Genomic DNA, 11,954 nt, shown 5'->3' with positions numbered 1-11,954 from the left:
GATGACCGATCATTTCAGCCGGACGCTCGCGACCTTCGCGGCATCACTTCACTTCGACGATATTCCGCAGCACGTCGTGGAGCGCGCGGTGAACTTGTACGTCGACTGGCTTGGGTCGGCGCTCGGAGGCAAGGGCGCGCGGCCGGTCGAAAGCATTGCGTTATTTGCGAGCATGGCGGGTGCCGCGAACGGCAACGGGCAAGCCGAAGTGCTGATCGACCGCACCCGCGCAACACCGTATTTCGCCGCGATGGTGAACGCCGCCGCCTCGCATTTCGTGGAACAGGACGACGTGCATAACGGCTCCGTCTTTCATCCGGCAACCGTGGTGTTTCCTGTCGCGCTGGCATTGGCGCAGGCGGCGCATGCGTCGGGCCGAGACTTTATCGCCGCCGTGGTAGCAGGATACGAAGTGGGGATACGCATCGGCGAATTTCTCGGGCGTTCCCACTACAAGGTCTTCCATACAACGGGTACAGCAGGGACCGTGGCGGCGACTGCCGCGGCGGGACGAATGCTCGGGTTGTCGCCGGTGCAGATGCTTGACGCGTTTGGTTCGGCCGGTACGCAGGCGAGCGGCTTGTGGGAATTCTTGCGTGACGCCGCCGATTCCAAACAGCTTCACACGGCCATGGCGTCCGCCAACGGTTTGATGGCTGCAACGCTGGCGGCCGATGGTTTCAAGGGCGCCACGCGCATCCTGGAGGGCGAGAAGGGCATGGCGGCAGGCATGTCCACCGACGCCGACCCGTCCCGCCTCACCGACCGCCTGGGCGAACGTTGGGCGCTCACCGAAACCTCATTCAAGTATCACGCTGCGTGTCGCCACACTCATCCCGCCGCTGACGCGTTGCTCGCAGTAATGGCGGAGCATGGCCTCAAGCCGCAAGACATCGAACGCGTGACGGCGCGCGTGCATCAAGGCGCGATCGATGTGCTCGGCGCGGTGACCGTGCCCACGACGGTTCATCAGGCCAAGTTCAACATGGGTACCGTACTGGCGCTGGTCGCGTATCACGGTTATGCGGGCGTTACCGAGTTCGAAGAACAATATGCCTCGACGCGCGTCATCGATTTTCGCAGCAAGGTCGAGATGGTCTTCGACGAAGAAGTCGACCGCGCTTATCCCGCGCGCTGGATCGGCAAGGTCACGGTGCGCACGCGCGATGGCCGCGAACTGACCGGGTGTGTCGATGAACCAAAGGGAGACCCCGGCAACACGCTCTCGCGCGACGAGATTGCCATGAAGTTTCGCCGGCTTGCCGAATTTTCAGGCGCAGCGTCGGACGAGGAAGCATCGCGTTTGCTCGATGCGGCGTGGGGCATTGCATCGGAGACACGTATTGGTTCGCTCTTCGAAGTGGATGTGCGGGCATGAGCGAGCGTTCTTATTTGTTCGTTCCGGGGAATCGCCCCGAGCGCTTCGAGAAGGCTCGCGCGAGCGGTGCCGACGCAGTGATCTTCGATCTGGAAGACGCGGTTCAGCCGCAAGAAAAGCAGGGCGCCCGCGAGACGGTGCGCGCGCACCTGGATGCAGTCCGTCCTGCGTTCGTGCGCATCAATGCAGCAGATACCGAGTGGTTCGCCAACGATGCAGTGGCGATCGCGAGTCATCCGGGCGTGGCGGGCATCGTATTGCCGAAAGCTGAAACGCGCGAGCAGATAGAGACGGTGCTGGCGCATGCGCATCCGTCGCTGACCATCCTGCCGATCGTGGAAACCGCGCGCGGATTCGCTAACCTTGCGCTGCTGTGCGCGACGCAGCGCGTGCTGCGCATTGTGTTCGGCACGCTGGATTTTCAGATCGACTTGAACATTGAGGGCGACGGCGGGGAACTCGATATGTTTCGCTCGCAGATCGTGCTCGCGTCGCGATTGGCCAACCTGGCCACGCCAGTCGATGGCGTCTCGACCGTGCTGGACGATTCCGCATTCATCGAGTCCGAAGCACGACGCGGCCGTCGTTTCGGTTTCGGCGCGAAGCTCTGTATTCATCCGAAGCAGGTCGACGCCGTGTATCGCGCGTATGCATGGACGGACGCGGAGCTGGCGTGGGCGAAACGTGTGCTGCAAGCGGTGGAAGCAAGCGGCGGCGCCGCGGTGGCCGTCGATGGAAAGATGGTCGATATGCCGGTGATCCTGAAAGCACGGCGAATAATGGACGCGCACCAGTAGCAAATTTTGCTTTGTTGGCGATGCGTTTCGTGGTCCGTTAAGATTGCAGTCCCGGTTCATTTCCGCGACCGCTATGCGGACTTCCGCCCGCCACCGACATGCATTTCGATTTCGTCGATCTGACGCTCATTGTCAATCTGGCCGACACCAGGAACCTCGCACGCGCTGCCGAGCGCTGCCATATCTCGCCGCCCGCGGCGAGCAACCGTATCAAGAACCTCGAAGAGCAACTTGGTTTCAAGCTGCTGTACCGGACAAGTCACGGCATGACGCTGACCCCGGCGGGTGAGGCGTTTGTGCATCATGCGCGCCTGGTGCAGGAGCGCGTGGAGCATCTGGCCGGCGACATGCAGGAGTACGGCGAGGGCATAAAGGGCCATGTGCGGATCTGGGCCAACACCACCGCGATCAGCGAATTCCTCCCTTCCGTACTGAGCGCTTTTCTGCGCGACCACCCGGATATCAATATCGACTTGCGTGAAGTGCTGAGCGGAGAGATCGTCAAAGGCGTGGCGGAGAGTGCGACGGACATTGGCATCGTCGCGGGTAACGTGCATGCCGATCATCTCGAGATGCTGCCGTATCGCGATGACCGGCTTGTGCTGGTGACGTCGGTGGATCATCCGCTAGCGGGCGAAAAATCAGTCGATTTCGCTCGCACGCTGAACGACAATTTCGTCGGATTGCCAACGACCAGTGCGATTCATGCGTTCATTGTCACCGCTGCAAACGCGCTGGGCGCGCGCCTGAAACTGCGTATCCAGGTAGGCAATTTTGAAGCCGCATGCCGGATGATCGAACTGGGCGTTGGCATCGGCATCGTTCCTGAGTCGGTGGCAATACGTCACGGCAAGACCTTGAAGATCCGCATGATTCGCTTGAACGATCCTTGGGCCGAACGCAAGCTCAAGATCTGCGTGCGCAGTATGAAAGACCTGCCACCGCTCGCACGCGCGTTGGTCGACCGGCTGACGAGCACGGTGTGAACTTGGACCAGCCTTCATGCAGCGCCGGTCAATGCAGCAGCGAGCGCTGCGGGAACGCCCGCGCCGGCCACTAGCTGCGGGGTTTTATGCCAGTCCGCGCAACGTTGCAAAGCCTTGCGCAGATCAGCCGTCAAGCCTGTTCCCACCCGCACTCCCGGCTCGATATACAACGACTTGAGTTCGAAAATACCTTGCGTACGATGAGCCTTCGCGTCCACCCGTCCGATGAGGCGTCCACGATGTAATATAGGGAGTACGAAGTAACCATATTTCCGTTTTGCGGCAGGGGTATAGCACTCGATCACGTAGTCGAATCCGAACAACGTGCTCGCCCGCTTGCGATCCCAGACCACCGGATCGAATCGTGACAGTACCGTGGTCACCGTGGAAGCAAGGCGACCGGCGACCACATCGTCCAGCTTGTCCGCCAGATCGCGATGCACGAACGCGTCCGCCTTCCAGTCCTCGACGCGCACGGGTATCAACTCACCGGCATCGGCCAGCTCGTGTAACGCCGATGTATACGGACGGCGCGGCATGCGGTAATAGTCCGCCACCCAGTCGGCGCGGCTAATGCCCAGCGCCCGACACGCGCGCTTGAGCAGTTCCTGCGAAACCGTTTCTACAGGTGGCAGGTCGCGCGAATCATTCCACTGTGGCAGCACGCGTTCGGTTACGTCGTAGATCCGCTGAAAATTGCGTCGCTCGGCGACCATCAACTCGCCGGTTGCGAATAGCACTTCCAGGTGACGTTTTTCTGGTTTCCAATCCCACCAGCCCGCGCCGTTGCCGCCTTCCCGAGCGAAATCGGCTGAGCGGATAGGGCCGTTCTCACGGATTTGCTCGAGCAGGCGCTCGATGTCTTCACGATATTTCTCATGCCACTCCGCCGCGTATTTCCAGCCCATCCCCACGGGATCGAGCATTCGGTGACGCAACAGACCGTAGTCCTCTATGGGCACCAGGCAGGCCTCATGCGACCAATATTCGAACAGGGAACCCTCGGCCAGATGCTCGTCGAGCCATTGCGGTTGATAGTCGCCAACACGGCTGAACAACACGAGATAAGGACTGCGAGCAACCACGTGGATGGTGTCGATCTGCAACTGCGCCAAGCGGCGAATTGCGTCCAGCACGTCTGTTTTTGTCGCCTTGCGGCGTGGCGGCGCAACTAGTCCTTGTGCGATCAGATGCAGGGTACGAGCGGCCGAAAGGGGGATTGTTTCCATACGGTGGGTTCGTGAGCGGAAGCACGTTGGCCGGATACGTTACCAGAGGACCGGCTGGGACGCGCGACGGCGAAGCACCAGTGCGGGATTCGTCGAACATGCCGACGACCAGGCTTACCTTTCAGTCCTGAATCAGCGTTCGGCGCCCGGTTCCGCGCCGAGGAGCGGGCAGGGAGTACGCGGTGCCCCGTAAATGCACCCTTATTCTCGCCGTCATCTAGGCATTTTCCCCTACGTTCAAATCGCTTGACTGCGAAGAAATGGCACCCTACATTTTGATCCTGTTCATACATGTACTTTTTAAAGCGGATAGGTAGGTAACTTGTTCACTGCCGTGGCACGTCCGATATTTTTATCACCGGGGGGGTTATGAAGCTGGGTCGATACGCTGCATGTGCAGCGTTGTTGTCGTGTAATTATGCCCACGCAGATTCTGGCGTGACGCTCTACGGTATCGTGGATGAATTCTTTCAATACGTGAACACGGGCAATCATTACACCGCAGCCGTTGGATCGAGTTCCGAATGGGCCAGCCGTTTTGGACTAAAGGGCTCCGAAGATATCGGCGGCGGCAACAAGGTGAATTTCCAGCTCGAGAATGGCTTTAATCCAAACGACGGGTCATTCGCTTCTGCCGGCCAGATGTTCAACCGGCAGGCGTGGGTCGGGTTATCGGGTAATTGGGGCGAGGTGAGACTGGGCCGCCAGAACTCGCCGGTCTTTTACGATCAGGGTTATCTGGACGCATTTGGAGCCGCGACTCAAGCGTCCGGATTCAGCAACATGATGACCTATGTTGTGCGCACGAGTAATACCGTCTCGTACCAATCGCCGGTCATCGGAGGCTTGCAGGCAGGCGTCTACGCCGGGTTTGGCGACGCGGGTGGATTGCGCTCGGCAGGATCGAGCTATCAGGCCGACCTTCAATACAACAGCGGGCCGATTGCCGCTACGGTGGCGTGGCAGGCTGTGAAAAACGCCAGTAATTCCTCGACCGATACCGCCATGGAAGCGGGCGCTTCGTACACCATCCAGAAGGCCACGATTTACGCCAGTTGGGCCGCCAGCAGATGGACGAATATCAATCTGAATGTGGACGTTTACGGCGTTTCCGGCAAATATCAATTCACGCCGAGTGTATTCGTGGCATTAGGCTATACCGCGTTGCATGATAAAACCACCGCTGGCAATAATGCGAATCAGATTGCCGCACTGGCTCAGTATGATCTCTCTAAAAATACCAGCGTATACAGCACGATTTCTTATCTGACCAACCACAATCAGGCGTCTTATACGCTGGCCGGATCGGCGAATTCAGGCTTGCCGCTGGCCTATGCCGGCGCCAATCCGCACGGCATCTCAATTGGGATGTTTCATAAATTCTAGGTGTCGTTATTGGCATGACATGTGCAATACATGTCCATACATGTTTTCTTAACGAACGGTCTCCGCGATCGGCAGCGTCGCAATGAAAAAAGTTTGAACAAACAGGCGCGTCGAAAGCGGACATGGCCGCAGCCGGGCGCAAGGCCGATGACCCAATAACCCTCACTTGGGTAGTGCCGGATGGGTTTTCAGAAGTAAAATGCGCGCTTACGACTCGTGGAAGCTGGTGTAAATCCAGCGCGGTCGCGCCACTGTGACCGGTTTCAGCGCAAACCGGAAGTCAGACCTCGGCGTCGTATACCTCTTTCCGACTTTGGGGCGCGCACTCCCCGGGAGATAAGCATATGACCGATACTGCCCGCCATCCGGGCATCCAGCCGAGGCGGCATTGCCTCGATTCCCCAGCTTGGTATGCGTCGGCGAGTCACCCTCGCGTCGATGAACCTGTTGCCCGCTTGCCGCGTCTGGCAAGGTCAACGGCTCAGGCATGAACTGGTATTGGCCTCGCGATCAAACCCCATCGGTTCCTTCGAGAAATATGCCTGACCGCTGTACATGCTCATCGGATGATCCCAGTCGAAGCAGACTTATAGCATCGGCTCGTGGCGTCCGCGGCCGGGCAGTGACCCCCTAAAGACCATGGGTCTTGTCGTGCCGGCATCCAGAACCGGCATGCTGCATTTGCGCTCGCAGCATGCCTACAGTCTTCCCCATAACAAGGTTTTCGCCGTATGAAGTTCCGTTATTTCATCCTCACCTCTGCGCTGACGGTTTCGGCATGGCAGGTTGCACAGGCAGCGGACGACTCCTCGTTGCCGCAACCGGAGCAGCTTCCGTCCGCTGCCACATTGCCCAACATTGTCGTCACTGGTGACACGCAGCATTTGCCGCAATCGTTCGATCAGCGCTATGCATCGACACAGGTCCTCACCCGCGCGGATCTCGACCGCCTGTCGCCCAGTGACCCGAGCATCACGCAAGCCCTCGCAACACTGCCGGGCGTGACCATTTCACAAAACGGCGGCCCCGGCTCGCTTTCCTCCGTCAGCATCCGCGGTTCATCGGGCAGTCAGGTTGCGGTATTCATCGATGGTATCCGCGTTGGTTCGTCGACTACGGGACAAGCGGCGTGGGCCGATCTGCCGACCTCGGCCTTTGATCGTGTCGAAGTGATTTCAGGGCCGGCGGCCGCTTCATTTGGCGCGGATGCAGTGGGTGGCGTCGTGCAACTCTTCACGAACCACGCAGCCAACCAGCCCAACCAGACCACGATTTCAACAGGCGGCGGGTCGAACAAAACATTCGATACGCAGATCCGCACCTCAGGCAGTATTCCGTCCACGGGACCGCTCTCGGCACTGTCCGGACTGACTTATTCGCTGGGCCTGCACGACTACAATACTGCGGGAATCGATGCAACTCAGCCTGGCGCTTACGGTCATGAGGATGGCCGCAATCCGTACCATGCTCAGGACGTGGATGCGCGTCTCGGCTATGCGCGCGGCGACTGGTCGATCTCCACATTCGCGCTGTATCACCGGTCCGATCTGTCCTACGACAATGCTGGCGGCGACAACCGTCAGCTTGATCATCAACTGACGACTGGCGCTGCATTTCATCTGGACATTACGCCGTACACGCAGTTTGACCAGTCTGTCGGTTACGCCACGGACCGTCAGTTCATCTACGCGAACGACCCGGACGTTCCGACCGATGAGATCGACTCGACGCGCCTCAGCACGTCGACTTCGCTGACCCATCAGGAACGCGGAGTCACGCTCTTCAGTCTGCCGGTATCCGGCGAGACCAAGCTCGCGTACGACTTCACCCGTGAACAAGCTTTCCTGCCAGTTGATATTCCCACGGGCCTGCCGACACGCAACGATTCGGCGTTTTCACTCCATCAATCGATGACGCTCGGTGCGTTTTCCTTGTTCCTGGCCGGGCGCCACGAGATCATTCAGGGACGGTCGGTCAATACCGGCAATGTCGCTCTGGCTTATGCGATCACCCCTATTTATACGGCGCGCGTTTCGTATGGCAACGCATTCCGGCTTCCGACTTTCAATGACCTGTACTACCCGGGATTCGGGAACCCGAACCTGCTGCCTGAGCGCAGCGACACGGTCGAGGCGGCGCTTGATGCCGCCACTTCGTTCGGTACCTTTACCGTCGCTGTATATGACACTCGCGTGCATGACCTCATCACTTACGACTCGGTGACTTTTCTCCCGGTCAACGTAGGGCGCGCGCATATTCAGGGCATCGACCTGTCGTACAAGGGCACGCTTGGCAACTCGACGCCTGTCAGTCTCGCGATTGGAATTTTGAATCCGCAGGACGTTACCGACCAGACGTGGCTTAACCGTCGTCCGCGCCAGACCGTCAGTCTGAACGTCGATCACACGTGGGATGAGTTCCATCTGCATGCGCTTAGCACCGGCGTATCCTTGCTTTACGGCGGGTCGACCTACGACGACCAGTTCAACGCAACCTACCTGCCGTCGTACACAACCGTTGGCCTGCGTGCGGCGTACAAGGTCAATTCGCATCTCACCGTGTCAGCCAGTTTGTCCAACCTTTTTAATCGTCAGTACGTGACGGCATACGGCTACAACACGTTGGGGCGGACCGCATTCGGCAAGGCCGCATACACGTTCTGAATGTTTTGATCGTTCCGACTACTTATCATCATCACTTGATCGAGACATGTTTATGAAGCGAATCCTGATCATTGGTATTGGCGCCGGCAACCCCGACTATGTGACGATGCAGGCAGTCAACGCGCTTAACGAAGTCGATGTTTTCTTCGTGATGGACAAGGGCGTTGCCAAAGAAAAGCTGATCGCGTTGCGCAAGGAAATTTGCCGTCGTTTCATCAGGGGCAATGACTACCGTTTCGCCGAAGCAACCAGTCCTGAGCGGGCACGGGACGTTGTGAATTATCAGGCGAGCGTCGAGACGCTTAACGATGACAAAGCGGCCGTCTTCGAACAATTGATCTCTGACGCGATGTCCGATGGAGAATGCGGCGCGTTTCTCACATGGGGCGACCCTGCGCTTTACGACAGCACGATCCGGATCATGGAGTCGATCATCGGGAAGGGCGGTCACGATCTCGAGTACGAAGTGATACCGGGGATAAGCAGCATCCAGGCATTGGCAGCACAGCACAAGATACCGTTGAATAGCATTGGAGGGGCGATCGGGATCACAACCGGGAGGCGGATAGCCGAAGGTTTTCCGGACAACGTCGACAGCGTCGTGGTGATGCTGGACGCCGAAAACGCTTACAAGCATTTCGTGGATCAGGACATCGACATTTACTGGGGGGCTTATATCGGCACACCGGATGAAATTCTGGTGTCGGGAAAACTCAAGGACGTAGCCGGGGATATCGAACGGATTCGAGCGGAAGCGCGCCGGGCAAACGGCTGGATCATGGATACGTATCTGATGCGAAGGAACAGGCGTCGCGAGGATAACTAACGATGCTTGCCTTTCTTACTGACTGCTTGGACTTGGCGGGCACCTGCGTCATGTCGATATTGATGAACTCACCGAGGTCCTGGGTCTTGCCGTCCGGCAGGAACTTCTGGCTGGGCGGGAAGGGGTTCGGATCTGGCTGACACGGCCCCCGATGAAGCGATGGACCGGTGAGCGCAGGATCGCGACACATCTGGGCAGAAACCGGAAAGAATCGCGTACGGGCTCATGGCTACACTGGGCCAGGAGCGGGATGCTGTCGAGGTTGTAACATCGACGCTTCGAAGCGTCCCTGGCAGTACTTGTCGAGCGCAGTTAAAAAGCAAGGAGCAACGTTATGCCTGATACGGACATAGCGCCGGGGGAGGCCGGGCAGCACGACGAGCAAATTCCACCGCGCAAGCTGTTCGAACCCGTAAAGGTGGGATCGTACAACCTGCGTCATCGTGTCGTAATGGCGCCGCTGACGCGTTCGCGCGCGAGCCAGCCAGGCAACATACCGTCCCAGCTCAACGCCTGCTATTACGCGCAGCGCGCAGCGGCCGCGCTCATCATCAGCGAGGCGACGCAGGTGTCGATGCAAGGGCAGGGCTACGCATGGACGCCTGGGATTCATAGCCGCGAGCAGGTCCAGGGCTGGCGGCTCGTGGCGGACACCGTGCACGAGGCGGGCGGGTTGATGTTCATGCAGCTATGGCACGTCGGACGCATATCGCATCCCTCCTTGCAGCCCGATAAAATGCTGCCCGTTGCTCCGTCCGCGGTCGAGCCGAAAGCGGAGGCGTTCATCGAGAACGAGCGCGGCGAAGGCGTCCTCGCGCCCTGCATCACGCCTGGTTCTGTCGCAATAAGGCGGTGCGGTATTATGTTCGGCGCCAAAACGAAGTCTTTGCCCCGATGAAACAGAGCCTGACGCCAGCCTAATCGCACGTGTTTAAACGCTTTCATTATCCGTTTGATGTGATGCTGATGTGTGTGCGCTGGTATGTTGCCTACGGACTGAGTGTACGAAACCTGGAAGAGATGATGGGTGAGCGAGGCATCGAGGTCGACCATTCGACGGTGCATCGTTGGGCAATCAAATTGCTGCCAGTGCTTGGAAAAGCGTTCGGTCGCCGCAAGCGCCCGGTGGGCAAGAGCTGGCGCGTTGATGAGACGTACATCAAGGTCAAGGGAGCGTGGAAGTATCTGTATCGAGCAGTAGACAAGGCGGGTCACACGGTTGATTTCCTGCTACGAGCCCATCGCGACAAGGCTGCAGCACAGCGTTACTTTGAGAAATCGATTGATCAGAACGGCGAACCTGAGACGATAACGATCGATAAAAGTGGCTCAAACCTGGCCGCGCTTGAAGCGCTGAACGCCCAGCGCGGCACGCCGATCAAGATCCGCCAGAACAAGTATTTGAATAACATTATCGAACAGGATCACCGGGCAATCAAACGGCGCACTCGCTCCATGCTCGGCTTCAAGACATTCCGGTGTGCACGCATTCTGCTGGGCGGCATCGAACTCATGCATATGATTAAGAAGGGCCAGATGACAGGCTCTGGCCAAACTGCTGCCGAGCAGCTTTACTCGTTGGCCAAATAAGCACTGCATATCATATCGCCTTTGCTTGCCCCTCCATCCTTATTGCGACAGAACCCGGCGAGTTCACCGCGCATATCAACCATTTCAGAACGAACGGCGCTGCAGCCTGTTCCACCAGTCCGCGCATGCAGCGATTCCTCGCCAAGCGGCCAATTTAACTCCGATTATGTTGTCCGTAAGGGAGGCGGTACAGCGGCGCCAATTTGACGCTTTGAAGAACGACGGGTCACGACAGATTCAGCATTGCTCGTTGATCTAAAGCGGGCAACCTGCCCATGTGAGAAAGGATATTGACGGTGCGCAGGTAGGTGGATCCTTTTCAGAAAATTCATCAGGCGTGTTGGTGGGGTTAACCGCCCTTAAACAACTTCGCTGAACAAACGCCCCCAGCTTGCCAAGCGGGACGTGTCATAGCCGGCGAGCTGCAAGGACTTCCACACGGCGGTCGCGATCGTGTCGTAGACAGGAATCCCGATTTCCTGTTCAAGTTCGGATACGATGCGAACGGCGTTCAGGTTGGTGCAGAATATTGAAATCGCGCCGGGCCGCGACGTCGCGACTTCGCGGACCATTGTGCGAATCGTGTCGACCGGGACTTCGGCAAAGGAGAAGTTTACCTGCAGATTCAGATGCCGCTCATTCAGAAAGGTCACGCCGGTACGATGATAGTTGTCGATGATTTTCTTTTGTACGCTATCGACATACGGCGTCACCAGACCGAGTTCGCGTACATTGGTCTTCCTCAAGATCTCGTTGAGTGCCAGCACCGATGTGGTTGCTGGAATACCAGTAATCTCGGTAATCCGACGACACAGGCGCTCGTCGGTTTCAAAGCCGAGCCATCCTGCGGATGTACCGTTCCACGCAATGACGTCGACTCTCGCGTCAGCTAGCATCTGCGCAGCATGAGTGATCGCCGACTCGTCGAACTGTCCGAGGGATTGATCGCTAAGCGAAATCTCTGAGACGGGGAAGCGCGCGAAGTGAGCCGTAACATCCGGCAAGCTTGCAAGCATCGCGCTTGTCAGCGGTTCGAGCCATGTGTTGGACGACGGGGTCAACATGCCAAGCAAAGTGCGATTCTTTGTCATTGGGATCT

The 11,954-nt window shown here is 58.3% G+C and carries 10 protein-coding genes, 1 pseudogene and 1 riboswitch; of the genes and pseudogenes, 9 read left to right on the top strand and 2 right to left on the bottom strand.

Annotation, left to right across the window (positions count from 1 at the left end; genetic code table 11):
• Position 1 precedes the first annotated feature (1 nt).
• The 3 genes from ACSQ83_RS17960 to ACSQ83_RS17950 all read left to right on the top strand — a co-directional run bounded on the left by ACSQ83_RS17960 (position 2) and on the right by ACSQ83_RS17950 (position 3,161).
• Positions 2–1,378 (top strand): MmgE/PrpD family protein, encoded by a 1,377-nt coding sequence (locus ACSQ83_RS17960; protein WP_436229068.1) that lies wholly within the window; start codon positions 2–4, stop codon positions 1,376–1,378.
• A complete protein-coding gene (locus ACSQ83_RS17955) occupies positions 1,375–2,175 on the top strand; it encodes an HpcH/HpaI aldolase/citrate lyase family protein (protein ID WP_436229067.1) in 801 nt (266 codons plus the stop codon). Before ACSQ83_RS17960 ends, ACSQ83_RS17955 begins: the two co-directional genes overlap by 4 nt.
• A gap of 98 nt (positions 2,176–2,273) precedes the next feature.
• A complete protein-coding gene (locus tag ACSQ83_RS17950) occupies positions 2,274–3,161 on the top strand; it encodes a LysR family transcriptional regulator (protein WP_436229066.1) in 888 nt (295 codons plus the stop codon).
• A gap of 14 nt (positions 3,162–3,175) precedes the next feature.
• Here the strand turns inward: ACSQ83_RS17950 and ACSQ83_RS17945 are convergent, their stop codons facing one another.
• On the bottom strand, positions 3,176–4,390 hold the full coding sequence (locus ACSQ83_RS17945) for a winged helix-turn-helix domain-containing protein (RefSeq protein ID WP_436229065.1): 1,215 nt from the start codon (positions 4,388–4,390) through the stop codon (positions 3,176–3,178).
• Between the two features lie 369 nt (positions 4,391–4,759).
• Here ACSQ83_RS17945 and ACSQ83_RS17940 point away from each other — a divergent pair, with 369 nt between their 5' ends.
• The 6 genes and pseudogenes from ACSQ83_RS17940 to ACSQ83_RS17915 all read left to right on the top strand — a co-directional run bounded on the left by ACSQ83_RS17940 (position 4,760) and on the right by ACSQ83_RS17915 (position 10,855).
• On the top strand, positions 4,760–5,776 hold the full coding sequence (locus ACSQ83_RS17940; RefSeq protein WP_436229064.1) for a porin: 1,017 nt from the start codon (positions 4,760–4,762) through the stop codon (positions 5,774–5,776).
• 208 nt (positions 5,777–5,984) lie between these two features.
• Positions 5,985–6,074, top strand: a riboswitch (adenosylcobalamin (AdoCbl) riboswitch).
• Between the two features lie 46 nt (positions 6,075–6,120).
• Complete coding sequence (locus ACSQ83_RS17935) at positions 6,121–6,267, top strand: hypothetical protein (RefSeq protein ID WP_436229063.1); 147 nt, start codon at positions 6,121–6,123, stop codon at positions 6,265–6,267.
• Between the two features lie 240 nt (positions 6,268–6,507).
• Positions 6,508–8,439, top strand: a complete 1,932-nt coding sequence (locus ACSQ83_RS17930; protein ID WP_436229062.1) for a TonB-dependent receptor domain-containing protein — start codon at positions 6,508–6,510, stop codon at positions 8,437–8,439.
• Between the two features lie 52 nt (positions 8,440–8,491).
• Positions 8,492–9,265 (top strand): precorrin-6A synthase (deacetylating), encoded by a 774-nt coding sequence (gene cobF, locus ACSQ83_RS17925; protein ID WP_436229061.1) that lies wholly within the window; start codon positions 8,492–8,494, stop codon positions 9,263–9,265.
• Between the two features lie 334 nt (positions 9,266–9,599).
• Positions 9,600–10,035: pseudogene (locus tag ACSQ83_RS17920) on the top strand (alkene reductase); the annotation flags it as partial.
• A 157-nt stretch (positions 10,036–10,192) separates the two neighbouring features.
• Complete coding sequence (locus ACSQ83_RS17915; protein ID WP_436229060.1) at positions 10,193–10,855, top strand: IS6 family transposase; 663 nt, start codon at positions 10,193–10,195, stop codon at positions 10,853–10,855.
• 359 nt (positions 10,856–11,214) lie between these two features.
• On the opposite strand, the gene ACSQ83_RS17910 is transcribed toward ACSQ83_RS17915, so the two are convergent.
• Positions 11,215–11,946 (bottom strand): maleate cis-trans isomerase family protein, encoded by a 732-nt coding sequence (locus ACSQ83_RS17910; RefSeq protein WP_436229059.1) that lies wholly within the window; start codon positions 11,944–11,946, stop codon positions 11,215–11,217.
• Positions 11,947–11,954: the final 8 nt, after the last annotated feature.

This window comes from Caballeronia sp. LjRoot29, from assembly GCF_964252755.1.
Lineage (GTDB): Bacteria > Pseudomonadota > Gammaproteobacteria > Burkholderiales > Burkholderiaceae > Caballeronia.
This window is presented reverse-complemented; position numbering and strand designations above follow the sequence as displayed.

Coding starts and splice junctions, on each gene's coding strand:
- ACSQ83_RS17960 (WP_436229068.1), top strand. CDS start 2: ATGACCGATCATTTCAGCCGGACGCTCGCGACCTTCGCGGCATCACTT.
- ACSQ83_RS17955 (WP_436229067.1), top strand. CDS start 1,375: ATGAGCGAGCGTTCTTATTTGTTCGTTCCGGGGAATCGCCCCGAGCGC.
- ACSQ83_RS17950 (WP_436229066.1), top strand. CDS start 2,274: ATGCATTTCGATTTCGTCGATCTGACGCTCATTGTCAATCTGGCCGAC.
- ACSQ83_RS17945 (WP_436229065.1), bottom strand. CDS start 4,390: ATGGAAACAATCCCCCTTTCGGCCGCTCGTACCCTGCATCTGATCGCA.
- ACSQ83_RS17940 (WP_436229064.1), top strand. CDS start 4,760: ATGAAGCTGGGTCGATACGCTGCATGTGCAGCGTTGTTGTCGTGTAAT.
- ACSQ83_RS17935 (WP_436229063.1), top strand. CDS start 6,121: ATGACCGATACTGCCCGCCATCCGGGCATCCAGCCGAGGCGGCATTGC.
- ACSQ83_RS17930 (WP_436229062.1), top strand. CDS start 6,508: ATGAAGTTCCGTTATTTCATCCTCACCTCTGCGCTGACGGTTTCGGCA.
- cobF (WP_436229061.1), top strand. CDS start 8,492: ATGAAGCGAATCCTGATCATTGGTATTGGCGCCGGCAACCCCGACTAT.
- ACSQ83_RS17910 (WP_436229059.1), bottom strand. CDS start 11,946: ATGACAAAGAATCGCACTTTGCTTGGCATGTTGACCCCGTCGTCCAAC.